This is a genomic window from Streptomyces griseus subsp. griseus (assembly GCF_003610995.1).
Classification (GTDB): Bacteria; Actinomycetota; Actinomycetes; order Streptomycetales; family Streptomycetaceae; genus Streptomyces.
On record NZ_CP032543.1, the window covers coordinates 4,948,195 to 4,965,649 of the forward strand.

Annotated in this window: 21 protein-coding genes and 1 pseudogene; 14 read left to right on the top strand and 8 right to left on the bottom strand. The window is 72.3% G+C overall.

Annotated features, from left to right (window positions below):
• Positions 1 to 39: 39 nt before the first annotated feature.
• Positions 40 to 780: a dienelactone hydrolase family protein gene (locus D6270_RS22445; RefSeq protein ID WP_109163807.1), complete on the top strand. Its 741-nt coding sequence runs from the start codon at positions 40 to 42 to the stop codon at positions 778 to 780.
• A gap of 21 nt (positions 781 to 801) precedes the next feature.
• Here D6270_RS22445 and D6270_RS22450 read toward each other — a convergent pair whose 3' ends face one another.
• A complete protein-coding gene (locus tag D6270_RS22450) occupies positions 802 to 1,947 on the bottom strand; it encodes an RNA polymerase sigma factor (protein WP_109167306.1) in 1,146 nt (381 codons plus the stop codon).
• 14 nt (positions 1,948 to 1,961) lie between these two features.
• Positions 1,962 to 2,369 (bottom strand): YciI family protein, encoded by a 408-nt coding sequence (locus tag D6270_RS22455; RefSeq protein ID WP_109163806.1) that lies wholly within the window; start codon positions 2,367 to 2,369, stop codon positions 1,962 to 1,964.
• Positions 2,370 to 2,652: 283 nt separating this feature from the next.
• Between D6270_RS22455 and D6270_RS22460 the strand changes: the two genes are divergently transcribed.
• A complete protein-coding gene (locus D6270_RS22460; RefSeq protein WP_109163805.1) occupies positions 2,653 to 2,847 on the top strand; it encodes a hypothetical protein in 195 nt (64 codons plus the stop codon).
• Between the two features lie 175 nt (positions 2,848 to 3,022).
• Here the strand turns inward: D6270_RS22460 and D6270_RS22465 are convergent, their stop codons facing one another.
• Positions 3,023 to 4,006 (bottom strand): glycoside hydrolase family 6 protein, encoded by a 984-nt coding sequence (locus D6270_RS22465; protein ID WP_109163804.1) that lies wholly within the window; start codon positions 4,004 to 4,006, stop codon positions 3,023 to 3,025.
• A 302-nt stretch (positions 4,007 to 4,308) separates the two neighbouring features.
• Here D6270_RS22465 and D6270_RS22470 point away from each other — a divergent pair, with 302 nt between their 5' ends.
• The 3 genes from D6270_RS22470 to D6270_RS22480 all read left to right on the top strand — a co-directional run bounded on the left by D6270_RS22470 (position 4,309) and on the right by D6270_RS22480 (position 6,672).
• Positions 4,309 to 4,977 carry a GOLPH3/VPS74 family protein gene (locus D6270_RS22470; protein WP_109163803.1) on the top strand — a complete coding sequence of 223 codons (669 nt, stop codon included), beginning with the start codon at positions 4,309 to 4,311 and terminating at the stop codon, positions 4,975 to 4,977.
• A 173-nt stretch (positions 4,978 to 5,150) separates the two neighbouring features.
• The gene (locus D6270_RS22475) at positions 5,151 to 5,609 is read left to right on the top strand and encodes a hypothetical protein (protein WP_109163802.1); all 459 of its coding nucleotides are present in this window, start codon (positions 5,151 to 5,153) and stop codon (positions 5,607 to 5,609) included.
• A 52-nt stretch (positions 5,610 to 5,661) separates the two neighbouring features.
• Positions 5,662 to 6,672, top strand: coding sequence for a YdcF family protein (locus D6270_RS22480; protein ID WP_109163801.1), 1,011 nt, complete (start codon positions 5,662 to 5,664; stop codon positions 6,670 to 6,672).
• Positions 6,673 to 6,837: 165 nt separating this feature from the next.
• On the opposite strand, the gene D6270_RS22485 is transcribed toward D6270_RS22480, so the two are convergent.
• Positions 6,838 to 7,626, bottom strand: a complete 789-nt coding sequence (locus D6270_RS22485) for a D-Ala-D-Ala carboxypeptidase family metallohydrolase (protein ID WP_109167305.1) — start codon at positions 7,624 to 7,626, stop codon at positions 6,838 to 6,840.
• Between the two features lie 241 nt (positions 7,627 to 7,867).
• Between D6270_RS22485 and D6270_RS22490 the strand changes: the two genes are divergently transcribed.
• Positions 7,868 to 8,575: a hypothetical protein gene (locus D6270_RS22490; RefSeq protein WP_109163800.1), complete on the top strand. Its 708-nt coding sequence runs from the start codon at positions 7,868 to 7,870 to the stop codon at positions 8,573 to 8,575.
• A gap of 185 nt (positions 8,576 to 8,760) precedes the next feature.
• Here the strand turns inward: D6270_RS22490 and D6270_RS22495 are convergent, their stop codons facing one another.
• Complete coding sequence (locus D6270_RS22495; RefSeq protein ID WP_109163799.1) at positions 8,761 to 8,976, bottom strand: DUF397 domain-containing protein; 216 nt, start codon at positions 8,974 to 8,976, stop codon at positions 8,761 to 8,763.
• Positions 8,973 to 9,812, bottom strand: a complete 840-nt coding sequence (locus D6270_RS22500) for a helix-turn-helix domain-containing protein (protein WP_151414751.1) — start codon at positions 9,810 to 9,812, stop codon at positions 8,973 to 8,975. Before D6270_RS22500 ends, D6270_RS22495 begins: the two co-directional genes overlap by 4 nt.
• A gap of 93 nt (positions 9,813 to 9,905) precedes the next feature.
• On the opposite strand from D6270_RS22500, the gene D6270_RS22505 reads away from it, so the two are divergent.
• The 6 genes from D6270_RS22505 to D6270_RS22530 all read left to right on the top strand — a co-directional run bounded on the left by D6270_RS22505 (position 9,906) and on the right by D6270_RS22530 (position 12,405).
• Complete coding sequence (locus D6270_RS22505; RefSeq protein ID WP_109163798.1) at positions 9,906 to 10,175, top strand: hypothetical protein; 270 nt, start codon at positions 9,906 to 9,908, stop codon at positions 10,173 to 10,175.
• On the top strand, positions 10,172 to 10,543 hold the full coding sequence (locus D6270_RS33295) for a hypothetical protein (protein WP_204117070.1): 372 nt from the start codon (positions 10,172 to 10,174) through the stop codon (positions 10,541 to 10,543). Before D6270_RS22505 ends, D6270_RS33295 begins: the two co-directional genes overlap by 4 nt.
• The gene (locus D6270_RS22515) at positions 10,540 to 11,019 is read left to right on the top strand and encodes a hypothetical protein (RefSeq protein WP_225976927.1); all 480 of its coding nucleotides are present in this window, start codon (positions 10,540 to 10,542) and stop codon (positions 11,017 to 11,019) included. The genes D6270_RS33295 and D6270_RS22515 overlap by 4 nt, the downstream gene beginning before the upstream one ends.
• A gap of 4 nt (positions 11,020 to 11,023) precedes the next feature.
• Positions 11,024 to 11,431, top strand: a complete 408-nt coding sequence (locus D6270_RS22520) for a hypothetical protein (protein WP_109163797.1) — start codon at positions 11,024 to 11,026, stop codon at positions 11,429 to 11,431.
• Positions 11,432 to 11,454: 23 nt separating this feature from the next.
• Positions 11,455 to 11,907 (top strand): hypothetical protein, encoded by a 453-nt coding sequence (locus tag D6270_RS22525; RefSeq protein ID WP_109163796.1) that lies wholly within the window; start codon positions 11,455 to 11,457, stop codon positions 11,905 to 11,907.
• Positions 11,908 to 12,018: 111 nt separating this feature from the next.
• Entirely contained in the window at positions 12,019 to 12,405 is a 387-nt protein-coding gene (locus D6270_RS22530) for a hypothetical protein (protein ID WP_109163795.1), read from the top strand.
• A gap of 82 nt (positions 12,406 to 12,487) precedes the next feature.
• Here the strand turns inward: D6270_RS22530 and eno are convergent, their stop codons facing one another.
• Positions 12,488 to 13,786, bottom strand: a complete 1,299-nt coding sequence (gene eno / locus D6270_RS22535) for a phosphopyruvate hydratase (RefSeq protein WP_109163794.1) — start codon at positions 13,784 to 13,786, stop codon at positions 12,488 to 12,490.
• A 192-nt stretch (positions 13,787 to 13,978) separates the two neighbouring features.
• Here eno and D6270_RS22540 point away from each other — a divergent pair, with 192 nt between their 5' ends.
• On the top strand, positions 13,979 to 14,401 hold the full coding sequence (locus D6270_RS22540; RefSeq protein WP_109163793.1) for a MarR family winged helix-turn-helix transcriptional regulator: 423 nt from the start codon (positions 13,979 to 13,981) through the stop codon (positions 14,399 to 14,401).
• A gap of 188 nt (positions 14,402 to 14,589) precedes the next feature.
• Entirely contained in the window at positions 14,590 to 15,807 is a 1,218-nt protein-coding gene (locus D6270_RS22545) for a low temperature requirement protein A (protein ID WP_109163792.1), read from the top strand.
• Between the two features lie 89 nt (positions 15,808 to 15,896).
• Here D6270_RS22545 and D6270_RS22550 read toward each other — a convergent pair.
• Positions 15,897 to 17,359 (bottom strand): annotated as a pseudogene (locus D6270_RS22550) (glucoamylase family protein).
• Positions 17,360 to 17,455 lie beyond the last annotated feature (96 nt).

Here is a 17,455-nt window from a genome sequence, read left to right on the forward strand (position 1 = left end):
ACCACAGCGCCCCACGTCAGCCACGACAGGAGAGACCGCATGTCCACCCGGACACAGACACCGCACATCCCCACCGCCGACGGACGGGCCGACGCCTTCGCCGCCTTCCCCGACGGCGGCGGGCGGCACCCGGGGGTGCTGATGTACCCGGACGCCTTCGGCATCCGGCCCGTGCTGCGGGAGATGGCCGCCGAACTGGCCGGGCACGGGTACTACGTACTCGTCCCCAACATCTTCTACCGGCACGGTCCGACCCCGGTGGTCGAACTCCCCGGGTACATCGGGGGAGAGGAGCGGTCCGCCGTCCTCTCCCGGCTGATGCCCCTGATCCACGAGCACACCGCCGAACGCTCCCTGCGCGACGCCGACGCCTTCCTCCGGTTCCTCGCCACCCGGCCCGAGGTCGCCCCCGGCCCGGTCGCCGTGACCGGCTACTGCTTCGGCGGCCTCCTGGCGACGCGCACCGCCGCGGCCCACCCGGACCAGGTCGCCGCGCTCGCCGCGTTCCACGCCCCCGTGGGCGCCGCCGGGCCCGAGGCCCTCGCCCGGATCACCGCGCGGGCCCACTTCGGCCACGCGGAAGGCGATATGACGCCCGAGAGCCTGCGCGAGCTGAACGAGGCCCTGGACGCGGCGGGCTTCGACCACACCTCCGAGGTCTACCCCGGCACCGCCCACGGGTTCACCATGTCCGACACCGACGTCTTCGACCCCGCCGGGCTCCAGCGCCACTGGGACCGCCTGCTCCCCCTCCTCAAGGGCGCCCTGGCTGACGGCTGAGGCTCGCGGCCGGGGAGAACCTCACTGCTGAGGGCGGGAGTTGAGGCGGGCGGCCTGCCGGGTCAGATGGTCGCGCTCGGCGAGGTTCGGGGCCTTGCGGGCGGCCTCGGCGTACAGCTTCGCCGCCGTGCCGAGGTCGCCGTCGCGTTCATGGAGGTACGCAGCCACCGCCGCGTACCGGGGCAGGGCACCGTCCAGCTCCGCCAGGGCGGCGAGACCGGCGCGCGGCCCGTCCGCCTCACCGACGGCCACCGCCCGGTTGAGCCGGACCACCGGGCTGTCGGTCAGGCCCGCCAGCTCGTCGTACCACTCCACGATCTGCACCCAGTCGGTCTCCGCGGCGGTCGGCGCGTCGGCGTGGAGCGCGGCGACGGCGGCCTGCGCCTGGTACTCACCGAGCCGGTCGCGCGCCAGGGCCGCCTGGAGGATCCGCACCCCCTCGGCGATCGACGCGGTGTCCCACCGCCCCCGGTCCTGCTCGGCGAGCGGCACCAGGCTGCCGTCGGGCGCGGTGCGGGCGGCCCGCCGGGCGTGGTGGAGCAGCATCAGGGCGAGCAGCCCCGCCACCTCGGGGTGGTCGATCGCGGCGGCGAGCCGGCGGGTGAGGCGGATGGCCTCGGCGGCGAGGTCGAGGTCGCCGGAGTACCCCTCGTTGAAGACCAGGTAGAGGACGCGCAGCACGGTGGAGACATCGCCGGGCCGGTCGAACGGCACGGTGGAGACCGTGCGCTTGGCCCGGCTGATGCGCTGCGCCATGGTCGCCTCGGGCACCAGGTAGGCCTGGGCGATCTGCCGGGTGGTGAGCCCGCCGACGGCCCGCAGCGTGAGCGCGACGGCGGACGAGGAGGTCAGGGAGGGGTGGGCGCAGAGGAAGTAGAGCTGGAGGGTGTCGTCGGTCCCGGGCGCGGGCCCGGGCTCCGGCTCCTCATCGACCAGCTCCTCGCGCCGGCGCCGGGCGGCATCCGCCCGGGTCGCGTCGAGGAACCGCCGCCAGGCCACGGTGACCAGCCACGCCTTCGGATCGCGCGGTGGATCGGCGGGCCAGACCCGCACCGCCTCGACCAGCGCGTCCTGGACGGCGTCCTCGGCCGCCGCGAAGTCGGCTCCGCGGCGGACGAGGACCCCGAGCACGCCCGGGACGACGCTCCGGAGCAGCAGTTCGTCCATCGGCATCGGTGAGGTCACTCCGCGATGGTGGGCGGCGCGGTGAGGAACGGCCGCAGCTCCAGCCACTCGTGGATCGGCTTCCCGCCCGCGCCCGGAGCGGCCGACAGCTCACCGGCCAGCTCCACGGCCCGTTCGTACGAGTCGACGTCGATGATCATCCAACCGGCGATCAGGTCCTTGGTCTCGGCGAACGGCCCGTCGGTCACCGGCGGCCGCCCCTCCCCGTCGTACCGGACCCAGGCGCCCTCGGGCGCGAGCGCCTGCTCGCCGACGAACTCCCCGGTCTCCACCAGCCGGGCCGCGAAGTCGTTCATGTACCGGACGTGTGCCGAGAACTCCTCGGGCGTCCACCGCTCCATGGGCACGTTGTTGACCGGGTCGGGGGCGCCCCGGTAGTGCTTGAGCATCAGGTACTTGGCCATGGGATTCTCCTCGGTGCGCGGCGGCCGGAGGGGCCGCCTCGTGGTCGCCTTGCGGCTGCTTCCACCACGGGGACGGAGCCGGGCGCGGGTTCTCGACATGGTTGCCGAATCTCTTCGCGGATTTCTTCAGCGGGCCAGGAGTGTCGGGCGATTCCCGGAGGTCCGGGTGCGGCCTGCGGGGCAGGTCCGAGGCCCCGGCGTTCGGCTTTCCGCTCCTCCTGGAGAATCACGGCAGCGCCACATCGCGTGAACCGAGATCCCACGAACGGAAAGGAGGGGCCGGATGCCAGGAAGGCGCTGGTGGCTGCTCATCGTCCTGATCGAGACGCTCGTCTTCTGCGCCATCGGCTACCACCTCAACGGTGGTACACCGAGCATCCCCTGGGCGCTGGCGGGCCTGGCCTGCGGCGGGCTCACGGTCCTGGTGATCATCCGGGCCCAGGAGAGCCAGAAGAACCAGGAGAGCCGGCAGGGGTAGCGAAGGCGCGGTGCGGCCACCCTGACGCGCGGGGTGGCCGCACCGATGCCGTGGCCGGCCACCGGGCGCCGGACATCCTGTCCGGACCGGGCGCCGCCACCGGCCCAGGGTGCGGGGCGAGCCGGCCCGTAGCCCCCGGCCACGGCGTACGGCCCGCCCCGCACGGTCGAGATGCTCAGTACCCGAAGACCATCTTGTACGCGACCTCCGGCAGGAACTGCCCGGCCGTCGACCCGCCGCCGACCCCGCAGTTGCCGTCCGACTCCCCGGGCGTCTTCAGCCAGAGCAGCATCTCGGCGCCGCCGCCCATCTGTCCGGCGGCTCCGATCTTGCGTCCGCCCGGATTGCACCACTGGCCGTTGGAGCCGTTGCCGTTGCGGCTGGTGTCGACGACGAACGGCTTCGTGTAGCCGTAGGACGAGGAGAGCGCCGACCTGACGGCGTTGCCGTACGAGGTGTTCTCGCCGGTGGTGAAGTAGTTCGAGATGTTCAGCGAGAAGCCGTGTGCGTCGCGGGCGCCGGCGCCGTCGAGGTGCTGGGCCATGGTGGACGCGCCGATCCAGGCCGGGTTTCCGGCGTCCAGGTACGTCCAGGTGTTGGGCGCGCGGTTGCGGAACTCGGACAGGGCGCCCCGGAGCATCCCGTTCCGTTCGTTGATCTGGGCCTGGCTGAGGCAGCTGAAGTCGCCCAGCGAGTCGGGTTCGATCACCACCAGGGCGGGCCGCGAGCCGATGGCCGAGGCGAAGGCGGAGATCCAGGAGCGGTACGCGGCCGGGGTGCCCGCCCCACCGCCGGAGTGGCCGCCGCAGGCGTCGCGGCCGGGGATGTTGTACGCGATCAGCACGGGCAGCTTGTTGACGGAGGCGGCGGCGCCCACGTACGAGCCGACGGCCGACCCGATGTCCCCGCTCCAGGCGCCGAACCAGCGGGCCATGGGGCGCGAGGCGATGTTGTCCCGGATGGCGGCGGCTCGCCCGTCGCCGGGGTTGGCGGCGGCCCAGGTGGCGGGTCCGGAGTGGGGGTCGGTGTAGAAACCGCTGGTCAGGTCGATGGGACTGGCCTGGACCGACGTGGTCGTGGCACTGCTCGGTGCGGCGCTGAGCGGCAGGAGCAGACAGGCGAACGCCGAGGCGGCGAGCGTACGAAGAAGTCGTCTCACGAGTGCGGCCCTTCTCTGGGAGCGCTCCCATACGACGGCGGCCGGTCTGCGGGGAGGGAGGCGCGGGGTGGAGTGGGGGAGTGCGCGCGGTGGACCTGTGGGGTCTGCGAGGTCCGGGAACTGCCGCCGTCAGACGAGACGTTGGCAGGGCGACACCGCGCTGTCAATGAGTCGGGCACGTCGTACGGTGCCGTGCCCCGCATGACATCTGTCATCGCCGCCGGTGACAGCTCGCACCGTGCCGCTCCCCCTCCCCGTGGATAGCGTGGCGGAAAGGCCCCTATACGACGGTGGGAAGAGACATGCCGGGCGAGATGCTGATCGTCGAAGACCTGACCCTGCTGCTGATGGACGACGCCTCCGGCGCGATCCCGACGGCGGGCACCCTCTACTACACGCAAGGCGGCGCGGTCCTGGTCGAGCTGGGGCTGGCCGGTCATGTCCGGGTCGACGAGGGCGACCAGGGGCTGACGGGCATCCGGGTGCACGCCGTCGTCGGCCGGCCGCCGCAGGACCCGCTGCTGCGCGACGCGTACAGGAAGGTCTCCGAGAAGGTACGAGGCGTCCAGACGCTCCTGATCGAGATCGGCACCCCGCTGCGCGGGACCGTGTCCGAGCGGCTCGTGGAGCGGGGCACCCTGCGCCGGGAGACGAAGAAGACGCTGGGCCTCTTCCGTACGACGTCGACGCCCATCGCGGACACCGCGTACAAGAAGGCGCTCCTGGAGCAGGTCCGGGCCGTCCTGATCGACGGTGCGGAGCCCGATGCCCGGACGGCTTCGCTGATCGGCCTGCTCTCCGCGAGCGGGTCCCTGCCGAATCTGCACCGCTCCGTGCCGTGGTCCGGCAAGGTCTACCACCGGGCGAAGGAGCTGGAGCGGGCCAGCTGGGGTGCGGAGGCGGTCAACTCCGCCGTGCTGCGGACCGTGGCTGCGGTCGCGGCCGGGTCCGCTGCCGCCGTGAGCGGCTAGAACGGCCTCGGGTCCGGGGCGGTATCAGGGGTGTGCGACCTGAGGCGTACCCCCATATGCCGCAGAGTCTGACGTTTTCGCGCCATACGGTCACGAAAATGGACGTAAGCGAGTAGAGGCATTGCCTCGGCTCGCGGCGGACGAAGCGGATACCGGCGAGGAGAGAAGCGAAGATGCGTGGCGTTCTGATAGGTGCCCTGGGTGGCGTGGTGGTGCTCGGGATCACGGCCGCGGTGGTCGTGCCCGAGGCCAGGGAGTGGTACGACGGCCGTCACGAGCAGACCTCCTCCTACGCCACCGGCAAGGCGGCGAAGGCCGACCGCGACTCCGTGCCCCGCTGGCTCCCCGACGACGCCGCGTCCGTCGAGTACGCCATGCGCACCACCGGCGGCGAGCGCATCCTCAAGGCCACGCTCAGCGGCGACCGGCTCCCCGGCTCCTGCGAGCCGCTCGGGGGCGAGAAGGCCCCGGACCCGGAGATCAGCGCCTCCTGGTTCCCCTCGGACCGGGCGGAACAGGCGCGGAGCCGCTGCGGTTCCTACTACGTCGCGGTGGAGGGCCACACGCTCTACGCCTGGCAGACGAACGGGGACTGGATGGAGGAGAACCGCCGGTCGCCCTCCGCGGAGTAGGACACCCCCCGCCCCTACCGCCTCCGCGCGGCCGACGCATCCGAGGTCATCCTTGATCGCCTTCGTACCGACAGCAGTCTTCTTCCTCTGGTTCTGCTGGGGCGTCCGGCAGGACCGCCGGCAGTTCCGGAACGCGGTCCTGCTCGGGCTGACCGTGCTGTGCCTGTCCTTCGCCCTGCTGACGCAGGTGGACCGGCTGCCGGGCGGTCTGGCCGTCCTGGTGTACTCACTGGTCTTCTTCGTGCCCGCGCTGGCGATCGTGCTCCTCGGCGGGTTCCTCGTGGTCAACGGCCTGACCATGGTCCGCAAGGAGGGCCGGCGCCCGGCCAACCTCCTGTCGGGGCTGGCGGGTCTGGCCATCTTCGCGGTCCTGGCACTGGTGGTCACCGCCGACTACCTGGGCAGCTCGCGCGCGTACCAGTCGTTCATCCTGGCCGTCGTGCTCGTCACCGGCTACGTGGCCTTCCTCTTCCTCTGCTTCCTCGCCTACGCCTTCCTGTACGGCCGCATCCGGGTGCGCGGTGACGTGGACTTCGTGGTGGTGCTGGGTTCGGGCCTCATCGGCGGTGAACGGGTCCCGCCGCTGCTCGCCTCGCGGCTGCGGTCCGGCCTCGCCATCCAGCGGAAGCAGGCGGACCGGGGCGCGGAGCCTCCCGTGCTGCTGGTCTCCGGCGGGCAGGGGCCGGACGAGAAGCTGCCCGAGGCGGAGGCGATGGGGCGCTGGCTGGTCGCGGAGGGCGCCGACCCGGCGCGCGTCCGCGAGGAGGCGCGCTCCCGCACGACCACCGAGAACCTGCGCTTCAGCCGCCGCATCATGGAGGAGGCCGACGACCGTTACGTCTGCGTCGTGGTGACCAACAACTTCCACGCGTTCCGGGCCGCGATGACCGCCCGCCGGGAGGGCGTGCGCGGCCAGGTGGTGGGCTCGCCCACCGCCGCGTACTTCTGGCCGAGCGCCACCATCCGGGAGTTCGTCGCGGTCTTCTGGGAGAACCGCGTCGTCAACGCCGTCCTGTGCGTGCTGCTCGTGGCCCTCGCGGTGGTGGTGGGGATGCGCTGGTAGCCGCTGTCCCTCGGGGGATGCGGCGGGAGCCGGGCCTCCGGAATGCGGCGGGGTCCGGGCCTCCGGATGCGGCGAGGGCCAGGCCTCCGGGGACACATCGGTGTGCGGGCCCCCGCCGATCGGCCGACCGGCCGTCCGCGGGGGCCCGCACAGCGAGCGGGGGTGTCAGATGCCGCAGCTGGGCGCGGACCAGAAGCGGCCGCTGCCCCCGGCCACGTGGGTGTGGTCGTTGTGGCCCGGGTAGCCCGGGCCGAGGATCTCGGTGAAGCCGTGGTTGCGCGCCGCCTGGGCGAGGGCGCAGAAGCCCTGCGACCCGGCGCCGAGGTCGGCGGCGTGCCCGTACATGTGGCGGCTGTTGGCGGCACCGCCGACCGCGCTGTTGCAGGAGACGCTGCGGAAGCCGCCGTTCACGGTGATGGGCCGGTCGCCCATGGCGTGCCGCATGGCCTGGAGCTTCCACATGGTCACCAGGGCGTTGGCGCGCGCGGTGGCGGCGCTGACCTTGCCGCCGGACCAGTCGGAGTTGCAGCGGTTCAGCTCGGCGTAGGTGAAGTTGGCCGGGGTGCAGTCGTTCTTCTGGAGCTGGTAGATCTTGCTGAAGGTCGCGGGGCCCGCGATGCCGTCGGCGGCCAGCCCGTACGCCGCCTGGAAGCGCGTCACCGCCGCCTTGGTGGCCGGGCCGAACGCGCCGTCGATGGCGATCTGGTTTCCGGTGCCCGGGTATCCGGCGACGCGGATCTGGAGCTGGCGTACGGCCTCGCCGCTGGAGCCCTCGCGGAGGGTGCCGCTCCAGGTGTAGCAGGCGTCGGCCGTTCCGACGCCTCCGGACGCCGTCGTGGCGGGGGACTTCGCGGTGCCGGGGGACGCGGAGGTGGCGGAGGCGGAGGTTCCGCCGAGTGCCAGAACCGCGCCCGCGGCCGTCGCGAGCAGGAATCCGATGGGGCGTGATCGCATGAGGGTGCACCTCTTCGTCGTCAGGCGGTCCACGGGAACGGGAGGTTCCGAGCCTGTTGTGCGATACACGCGAGTGTCAAGCGCATGACAACATTCTGCAACTCGCTGACTCCCAGGGGTGGTTCGGGTGGTACGTCGACCCATGAGCTGTCCGGAAGCTGCCAGCCGCCGGGCTGAACCACGGCTCGCGGCGGTGGTTGACTCGTACGCCCGCAACTCCCCCCACACGCTGGGAGCCCCCGTGCGCCTTCCCACCGCCGCCCGCCCCGTCCTCGCCGCCGCACTGCTGGCCTCCGTCTCCCTGCTGGCCGCTCCCACGGCTCAGGCCCGGGAGGCCGCCCCGCAGCCGCAGGCCCGGCCGCTGGCCGCCGCCACCGTCGCGGTGTATCCGCCCATCCAGGGCGGGTCCCTCTGGAACCGCTTCGGCGAGACCCCGCCCTCCTCCCACCACCGGGTCTTCTCCAACTGGGGATACCTCAACGACTGGGCGGTGGACATCTACCAGAACCCCGGCGCCACGGTCCTCTCCCCGTTCGGCAGCAAGACCTCGGCGGGCGGCCCCGTGACCGTGAGCGTGGTGACCGTCACCCCCGGCTGCGCCACCGGTAACCTCGCCGACGGGGGCTGGCGCATCGGGCTGGAGGCCCGCGACGACTCCACCGGCACGGTCGTGGGCCGCGCCGACGTCATGCACGTCGACCAGAAGCCCGACTCGATCACCGTCGGCGCCACCGTGGGCCCCTGGACCCCGCTGGGGCGGACCGGAAGGTTCCGCTACTCCTCGTGCTACCAGGTCAACGGGGACTCGGGGGCCCACATCCATCTCGAAGTGATCAACCGGACCAAGTACTCCTGCTACATCGCCCGGTCGGCCGGGGCCGGCCTCGGCGACGAGACCGTGATCGGGCACGTCGGCACCCTCAACTCGGGCCCGCAGCAGTCCTGCTGAGTGGCGGGGGAGGGCGCGGCGCCACCGGGGCCGGCCTCGGCCGCCGGTGATGCGGGCCGGTCCGGTTCGGTGCGGCGGCGCCCCGGAGGGCGAGGCCCCGGCAGCCGGGGCGGCCACGACCACCCGTGACAGCAAGGTGCCCCCGCCGCGCTCACTGCGGCGGGGGCACCCTGGGGGAGCGGTGATCAGACGACGTCGAAGTCTCCCGCCCGTACGCCCGCGACGAAGGCGGAGAACGCGGCGGCGGGGATGCGGAGCACCGGGCCGGTGGTGTTCTTGGAGTCGCGTACGGGGACGGTGCCGGTGGTGGTCGCGGTGTGCGGGGCCCACTCCACGCAGGTGCCGCCGTTGTCGCTGTAGGAGGACTTGACCCACTGCTGGGTCGTCGTTTCGGTCGTCACGGGGTGCCCTTCCGATGCTGGTGGATCGAGTCCACGGAATCCGTCTGCGACAGAGACACGTTCTGCAAGTGATGGTAGGCCCTCACCATCGGGATGACGGAGCCGAGTTCACGGTCCAGGTGCCCCTGTGTCTCGGACTCGACGTAGGAGACCACGGACCGGTCCTGGAGGGTCAGCAGGTTTACCGACCGGTTGAAGGGCCGACGCTCGCCGACGCTGTACGGGGTGATCTGGAGCGTGGTGTGCGGCTGCGCGGCGAAGTCGATCAGATGCTGCAACTGCGCTTTCATGACGTCCGGGCCGCCGACCGGCCGGAGGACGCAGCTCTCGTCCAGCACGGCGATCAGCAGGGGCGGCACGTCCCGCACCAGCGCCTCCTGACGTGCCATGAGGAAAGCGACGCGTTCATCGGCCTGTTCGCGGGTCATGACCCCTCGGTCGACGGCTCCGTCGGCCAGTGCCTGCGCGTACTCCCGCGTCTGCAACAGACCGGGGATGACGCCCACCTCGAACAGTCTGATCTCCGCCGCCCGGCCCTCCAGGGCCAGGTACTCGGGGAAGCCCTGCAACAGCACCCCGTGCTTGATCTTCCGCCACTCGCGCTCGAAGGAGTCAGCCGTCCCCACGAACCCCAGTGCGACATCAACGGCGATCGAGAACTTGCGGGTTGGGGACTTGTGACAAGTTTCCACCCCCGAGACATGGCGTCCCGTGTACCCGATGCGCTGAGCGAGGTCGTCCTGCCGCCAGCCCCGCTCCTCACGCGCACTGCGCAGGCGTGCGCCGTAGGCCGCTTCCGCGCTCGCGTCCGGGTTCAAGTCCTTGAGGTTGACCAACGTTCTCTCCACCCCTGAAACGTTGAAGGAGATTCCACGCTAGGCGACGCTGAGCCGTCCCGGTAGTCGTTCAGCTACGGAGAGGAACTATCGGTGGACGGCGAGAACCTGCGTGCGAATACCCGGAAGCCCCCTGACCGCCCCCAACTCCCCTCCCTCGGGGCCCTCGTGGTCGACACCAGCCGCGCCGACCGCGTGGGCGAGTTCCGCGGGGTCGCCGGAGGCCGCTGGTCCCTCCGCCCGGTGGGCGGCGGCCGCGAGTGGGAGGCCGAGCCCGGCCACGTACGCCCGGCGCTCCTCATGGAGCAGCTCCGCGCCCGTACCGCACGCCTCAACGCCCGCAGCAGGGGAGAGGTGCTGTGAGGCCGGACGCCTGGTGGGGCGTACGTGTCCGGGTGGCGCGCCTGACCCGCGCGATGAGGCGGTGGAGCCGGGCCCGGCGGGAGGCCCCCTTCGCCGAGCTGCAACGGATCGAGTCGGACCCCGCCTACCGGGCGCTGTTCTTCGCGGAGTTGGCCGCGGCGATCACCGACCGGGAGGCGGAGCGCGAGGCGGTGGTGCACGCGATCGAGGTCGCGGCGGACCGGCTGCGGCGCCTGGCGGGCGCGGGCGAGAGGGGGCGGGCGGCAGGGGAGCAGGGGTGGGCGGGCGGTATGGGGGACAGGGAGGCACGCGGTGTGGGGGACGGAGAGGCCCGCGGTGTGGGGGGCAGGGGAGGGCGTGCGGGATGAGGGGCTTGGGCGTGGAGCTGGACAGGAACCTGGATTACGTCGCCGCCGTCACCGTCACGGCCGGCGGCCAGGCCCGCCGGCTCGGCGGGATCGCCGTACCGAACCGCCGGCTCGTCCTCCGCTGGCTCCGGCGGCAGGCGCTGCGGCTGGCGGACGCCCACGGGCGGGAGCTGCCTCCTCCCGATCCCTGGCTCCGGGCGCGGGACGTCCACCCGGTCACCTTCCACGGCTCCGACGCACCGGAAGGGCTGCGGGCGTGGGCGGGCGACGAGAGGGTCCAGGACGAGGCGATAAGCGCCCTGGAGTCGGGCCGCCCGGCCCTGCTCACGGTGGTCGACCCGGCCGTGGGGCTGCGGGTCACGCTCGCCGGATGGCCGGTCGGCCCGGATCTGCCGCAGCCACCGCCACCGCCGTACTGTCCCCGAAGCCGTGGGCGGGGCTTCGTACCACCCCGGCACCGCAGGGAAGAGACCTGACGCCGTGTTGCAGTGCACCGCCGTGACCGACGTCCCCTACGCCGAAGCGCTGCTCGCGCTCGCCACGATGGAGGGCGGCCCGCAGCACGCGCCCGATGTGCTCGCCCCGGACGAGTTCCTGCTCTGCGAGCTGGGCGAGCACGACGAGTCCACCGAGCACGCGGCGTACCTCTGGGCTGCCCAGACGCCGGAGGTGGACCAGGACCTGTGGCTGCTGTGGACCGGGACGGGCGCCCACCGCGTCCACCGCCTGGCCGTCCTGCCCGTGTGTCCTGCCCGTCTCCGCCACCTGGCCACCCGCACCATCACCCCGTGCGCGTACTTCGACCACCACCCCGCCCCGCACTCCTTCCACGTGACCGACCCGCTCGGCGACCTGATCGCGTCGCCCGGCGGCATCGACGAGCCCTGACGCGACCGGAGGTCTCCCGCCCCATGAACCAGTGCACCGCCGTGGCGCTGTTACCGCCTCCGGACCATGTCGTCCGCCTGGCCGCGCCGGGGAACCCGCCGCAGGCCGGGTACGTCCTGTGCGAACTATGCGAGGACCACGGTGACGGCCACGCGTCGCTGCTGTGGGAGGACGACGCGAACGGGGAGGCGGTGTGGGTGCGGTGGGGCGCGGACGGGAGCGAGGATGGCGACGGGACCGGGGGCGAAGGTGGCGACGGGACCGGGATCGGGGGCGGGCGCGGGGCCCGGCTGATGGGGCTCGCCTGGTGCCCCGCCGTCGACGCGCGGAGCGAGGACGCGTGCGGGCTGTTCGCCGGGCACCCCTCCGTACACGACTGGGATGTCGTGGACCCCACGATGGAAGCGGTGGACGCGGTCGTGCGCGGCCGGCCGGACCCGGCGGCACCCCGGCCCGACCCGCCGGACGGGCCGTAGGGACCACTCGCGCCGGTGAGCGTACGGCGGCTCCAGGCGCTCATCCCCGTATCCGGCCCGGCTGCGTGCTAGGGATAGCAGCAAGATTTCCTAAATAGGAGGTATGCCACGATGGGCACGACCCTTATCCGTGTGACGACCGCGCTCGGTGCCGCGGCCGCTCTGGCCATCTGCGGCGTCGGCACGGCAAGCGCCGACAGCGTGGGCAGCTCCGGCATCGGCAACACGGGCGTCGGGAGCGCGGGCTTCCACAACGGCGGCGCGGGCAACGCGGGCATCGCCAACTGGGGCCTGGGCAACGCCGGTATCGAGAACTCCGGCCTCGGCAACGCGGGCATCGCCAACTCGGGTCTGGGCAACGCCGGGATCGCCAACTGGGGCCTGGGCAACGCGGGCATCGAGAACGGCGGCATCGGCAACGCGGGTCTCGGCAACACGGGCCTGGGCAGCCACGGCATCGGCAACACGGGCGTGGGCAGCTCCGGCATCGGCAACTGAACGACGCGTGGTGCTGTGACGAGGGCCGGGAGCGACCAGCTCCCGGCCCTTCTCGGCTTGCATCAGGGCCGGGCGGGCGCCGTCAGGCTGCCGCCGCACCGCCCCCGACCCGCAGCGCCTGGCCGCCCGCGTACTGGGCACTGTCTCCCAACTCCTTCTCGATCCGAATGAGTTGGTTGTACTTGGCGGTGCGGTCGGAACGGGACAGGGACCCGGTCTTGATCTGGCCGCAGCCGGTGGCCACCGCCAGGTCCGCGATGGTGGTGTCCTCGGTCTCACCCGACCTGTGGGACATGACGACGGTGTAGCCGGCCCGGTGGGCGGTGGCGACCGTGGCCAGGGCTTCGGTCAGGGTGCCGATCTGATTGACCTTCACCAGAACCGAGTTGGCGACGCCGGAGGCGATGCCCTCGCGGAGGATGGTCTCGTTGGTGCAGAAGACGTCGTCGCCGGTGAGCTGGCAGCGGCCACCGACGCGGGCGGTGAGCTCCCGCCACCCCGGGAGGTCGTCCTCGGCCATCGGGTCCTCGATGGACACGATGGGGTAGGCGTCGATCAACTTGACGAGGTAGTCGGCCTGTTCGGCGGGGGAGCGGCGCACGCCTTCGCCGGTGTAGTCGTAGACGCCGTCGCGGAAGAACTCGGACGAGGCGGGGTCCATGACCAGGCCGATGTCGGTGCCCGGCCGGTAGCCGGTGCGTTCGACGGCGGCCACCACGAAGTCGAGGGCCTCCTCGGCGGTGCGCAGGGAGGGCGCGAAGCCGCCCTCGTCGCCGACGCCGGTGGAGTGCCCGGCGGCGAGCAGGTCGCGGCGCAGGGTGTGGAAGACCTCCGAGCCCATGCGTACGGCCTCGGCGAAGGTCTCCGCACCGATCGGGGCGATCATGAACTCCTGGAAGTCCAGCGGATTGTCGGCGTGGGCGCCCCCGTTGACGATGTTCATCATCGGCACGGGCAGGAGGCGGGCGTCGGAGCCGCCGAGGTAGCGGTAGAGGGGCAGCCGGTGGGCGGCGGCCGCGGCCTTGGCGGCGGCGAGGGAGACCCCGAGGACGGCGTTGGCGCCGAGGCGGGACTTGGCCGGGGTGCCGTCGACGGCGACGATGGCGGCGTCGAGCCCGGCCTGATCCTCGGCCTCGCGCCCGATGGCGGCGGCGGCAAGCTCCGTATTGACGTGGCGTACGGCCTGGTCGACGCCCTTGCCGTGCCAGCGGGCGGGGTCGCCGTCGCGGAGTTCGACGGCCTCACGGGCGCCGGTGGAGGCGCCGGAGGGGACCGCGGCCCGGCCGGTGGACCCGTCGGCGAGCTCCACGTCCACCTCGACGGTGGGGTTGCCCCGGCTGTCGAGGACGGTGCGGCCGGTGACGGAGGTGATGGCGGTCATGGGATGCCCTTCCCGTTGTCGCATACGTTCCGCCGGGCTCGGCTGCGGCGACGGTGGCGCGGTACCCGGCTCCGCAAGACTCTACAGCAATGCTGTTCAGTTGTGCTGTTGAGCTTTGCTGTGCAGCTTGGCTGCGCAGTCCCCGCGGTGTGACGGGGGCGGGCGCGCAGCTGCCCCGCGTTAAAATTCGGTATGTCCCCACCGGAATCCGCCGCCGTCGCGGCCGAACTGCGCACGGCGATGGGCAAGCTCACGCGGCGCGTGAAGCTTGAGGACCAGATGCCGCTCGGCCAGGTGGCCGTCCTCGGCGCCCTGGACCGCAGCGGCGCGATGACCACCAGCGAACTCGCCGCCGACCAGCGGGTCCGCCCGCAGTCCATGGCCCGAGCCGTCGGGCTGCTCATGGACCAGGGCCTGATCACCCGCCGCGCCCACCCGACCGACGGCCGCAAGACCCTGGTCGAGCTCTCCACCGCCGGCCAGGCGCTGCTGGAGGAGGAGCGCGGCCGCAGGACGGACTGGCTCGCGCGGGCCATCGAGTCGGAGCTGACGGAGGAGGAGCGGGAGCTGCTGGCCCGGGGGATCGGGCTGGTGGAGAGGCTGGCGGCGCACTGAGGGATACGGGACGCCTTCTCGGCCGGCCGGTGTGCAGGGCTCGACGGGCTCCCGGTAGCGCGTGCCGTGCGGCGGCGTGTGAAGCGGGCCCTGGTGGCGAGGGATCGGAAATAATTCCGTTTATGAGTGGAGAACGGCACAGAGAAGACCGTGATGGCGGGGGTGCTCATCGGCGACGGCTCGTACCGATGTCCGGCCGCGACCCCGAGGAGCACGGGCGGGTCTCCTCACCGCTGGAGCTGCTCTTCGACCTGACCTTCGTCGTCGCCGTCGGGACGGCGTCGACACAGTTCGCCGAGCTCCTGTCCGAGGGACACCTGGGGCACGCGGTCACCGCGTTCGTCATGGCGATGTTCGCGATCAGCGTCGCCTGGATCAGCTTCAGCTGGTTCGCCTCGGCCTTCGCCACCGACGACTGGCTCTACCGGGTCCTGACGATGCTCCAGATGATCGGGGTCGTCGTGTTCTCGCTCGGCCTCCCGGCGATGTTCCACTCCGTCGACGAGGGCGGCCACCTCGAACTGCGCGCCATGGTCGCGGGGTACGTCGTGATGCGGATCGCGATGGTGCTGCAGTGGTCGCGTGCCGCCCGGGAGGCCCCCGATTTCCGAGGCGTCTGCCTGGCCAACATCCGCTGGACGGTGATCGCCCAGGTCGGCTGGGTCGTCCTGGCCTTTGTCGGACTGCCGGTCTACGTCGTGTTCGCGGCGTTCGTCGTCCTCGGCGCGCTGGAACTTGCTCTGCCGGTCTTCGCCCAGGGCGCGGCGGGCGGCACGCCCTGGCACCCGCATCACATGGCCGAGCGGTACAGCCTGTTCGCGATCATCGTGCTTGGTGAGAGCGTGGTCGGGACGGTCGCCTCGTCGGGCGAACTGCTGGGCGGGGCCGACGGTACGGCCTGGACCGGGAACGCGATCGCCGTGGTGGTCGCGGGGGTCGGCCTGACCTTCGGCATGTGGTGGGTCTACTTCACGACCCCGTTCGGGGATGTCCTGGAGCGCCGCCGCAACCGCGGTTACCTCTTCGGTTACGGCCACATCCCGCTGTTCATCGGCGTGGCCGGAGCCGGGGCCGGGCTGCACGTGGCCGGGCTCTACCTGGAGCACCACACGGAGATCCCCGAGGCGACGGTCGTTCTCGCCCTGGCCCTCCCGGTGGCCCTCTACCTCCTGGTCGTCTACCTGCTGCACGCCCTGCTGCTCTCGGCGGCGGACCACTTCCACCTGCTGCTGATCGGGCTGACCCTGGCGGTCCTGCTGGCGGCCTGCCTGCTGGCCGTGACGGACGCCCCCTTGGCGGTGTGCCTGATCGTCGTGATGCTCGCGCCCTTCGTGACCGTGGTCGGCTACGAGGTGATCGGGCGCGAGCATCAGCGGCGCATGCTGGAGGAGGCCGGGGTCAGGTAGCCCCGGGGTGCGCGGAGGGCCCACCGGGGCTGCCTCCCCCGGTCCGGCCGCTCAACAGCAGCCTGGCCGGGCGCCCGCGAAATGCCCGGTCAGATCGAGAACCGCTCCCGCTCCAGCAGTGGCCGCACCCGCGCCCTGAACCCGCCCGTGCGGAACGGGCGCTGGAGCAGGCCCGGGCGGAGCTCCTGGGCCAGGGCCGCGATGACCATCCCCTGGTCGAGGGCGAGCATGAAGTCGCTGACCCGGCCCGTGGACACGTTCACCGAGTCCCGGAAGCCGAGCCCCTCCTCATACGCCCCGAAGTCCCGCTCCAGCGCGCGCAAGTTGGCCACCGCCTCCCGGCCCGCGTACGGCAGGGCCAGGAACGAGGCGTGGGGGGTGACCACCCCGTTGGTGAACGCCGAGGGGGCGGGAGGGGTTCGCCGTCCGTCGTGTGGGTGCGGTCCGTGTTGGAGGCGTAGCCGTCCACCGCCATGCCCAGGGCGTCGACCCCGTACTCCTGGTAGCCGCCCTCCGGAACGTTGGAGGGCGAGAAGCCCCAGTAGCCGTACTCCGCCTCCCGCAGCCCGTGGTCGATCTGGCCGCGTACGTAACGGTGGTGGGTCAGGCCCCACGCGCGCGGCGACCACTGCGGCTCGGGCACGAACAGCGGCACCATCAGCGCCTCGAACATGGAGCCGCCCCAGGTGGGGACCACCTTCCGGCCGCGGTGGGTGTAGTGGCCGTTCCATACCCGTACGCCGTCGACCGTGACGTAACCCCCGCCGGGGCTCTGCTCCTGTTCGTGCTCCGGCAGCATCGTCCGCAGCAGGTGCCAGTAGTGGTCGGCGGGGAGTGAGCCGTCCGCGATGCCCAGGTAACTCGCCATGCGTGGCTCGGTGTTGAGCGCGCCGTAGTGGTGCGGCGTCGGCTCCTCCGTGTCCGTCCAGACGCCGCCGCGCAGTTGGCCGGGGCCCGCGACCGGGTCCGCCGGGTCGTAGGGCGTGTAGAAGTACGACCAGTCGGCCGTCGCCAGGATGCGGTTGATGCGGGGGCGCAGGGCGGGGGCCGCGTCGGCGGCTATCCGCAGGCCCGTGACCAGCCAGGCGTTGTCCACCGAGGACAGGAACGGGCGGACCGGGTCGCCCGTGCCCGGCCACTCGGTGAGCACCGAACCGTCGTGTGCGTCATACCAGTTGAGCCAGAAGCCGTGGTGGCGCTCCAGCTTCTCGACGGCCGTGACCGTACGGTTCAGGGAGCGGACCATCGCGCTCTCGCCGATCACCCCGAGGCCCGCGGCCGCGACCGTCGACCAGAGGCCGCAGCCGATGTTGGTGGGTGAGGTCTGGACGGACTGGGCGGGAGATCCTGCCGCGCTGAGGTCGATCTTGTCGGTCACCAGGCCGAAGCCCGTCGTCATGGCTTCCAGCGAGCGGTACGTGTCGCGGAACCAGTGGTGCAGGAGGTGCCGGCCGGGCTGGGTGGCCGCTTGTGCGGACGGGGCGGTTACGGCTCCGAGCGACAGGGCCGCGGCCCCGGTCCCGGCGGCGGTGAGAAACGTGCGACGGTCCATCGGTCCGGCTCCTGGTGGCAGAAGGGGGAGGGGGAACGGTGCTCGTGCGGGCGGTTCGGGAGCCGGCGGTCGTCAGGTTCCGCCGGCTCCCGAACC

Coding starts and splice junctions, on each gene's coding strand:
- D6270_RS22445 (WP_109163807.1), top strand. CDS start 40: ATGTCCACCCGGACACAGACACCGCACATCCCCACCGCCGACGGACGG.
- D6270_RS22450 (WP_109167306.1), bottom strand. CDS start 1,947: ATGGACGAACTGCTGCTCCGGAGCGTCGTCCCGGGCGTGCTCGGGGTC.
- D6270_RS22455 (WP_109163806.1), bottom strand. CDS start 2,369: ATGGCCAAGTACCTGATGCTCAAGCACTACCGGGGCGCCCCCGACCCG.
- D6270_RS22460 (WP_109163805.1), top strand. CDS start 2,653: ATGCCAGGAAGGCGCTGGTGGCTGCTCATCGTCCTGATCGAGACGCTC.
- D6270_RS22470 (WP_109163803.1), top strand. CDS start 4,309: ATGCCGGGCGAGATGCTGATCGTCGAAGACCTGACCCTGCTGCTGATG.
- D6270_RS22475 (WP_109163802.1), top strand. CDS start 5,151: ATGCGTGGCGTTCTGATAGGTGCCCTGGGTGGCGTGGTGGTGCTCGGG.
- D6270_RS22485 (WP_109167305.1), bottom strand. CDS start 7,626: ATGCGATCACGCCCCATCGGATTCCTGCTCGCGACGGCCGCGGGCGCG.
- D6270_RS22515 (WP_225976927.1), top strand. CDS start 10,540: ATGAGGGGCTTGGGCGTGGAGCTGGACAGGAACCTGGATTACGTCGCC.
- D6270_RS22525 (WP_109163796.1), top strand. CDS start 11,455: ATGAACCAGTGCACCGCCGTGGCGCTGTTACCGCCTCCGGACCATGTC.
- D6270_RS22530 (WP_109163795.1), top strand. CDS start 12,019: ATGGGCACGACCCTTATCCGTGTGACGACCGCGCTCGGTGCCGCGGCC.
- eno (WP_109163794.1), bottom strand. CDS start 13,786: ATGACCGCCATCACCTCCGTCACCGGCCGCACCGTCCTCGACAGCCGG.
- D6270_RS22540 (WP_109163793.1), top strand. CDS start 13,979: ATGTCCCCACCGGAATCCGCCGCCGTCGCGGCCGAACTGCGCACGGCG.
- D6270_RS22545 (WP_109163792.1), top strand. CDS start 14,590: ATGTCCGGCCGCGACCCCGAGGAGCACGGGCGGGTCTCCTCACCGCTG.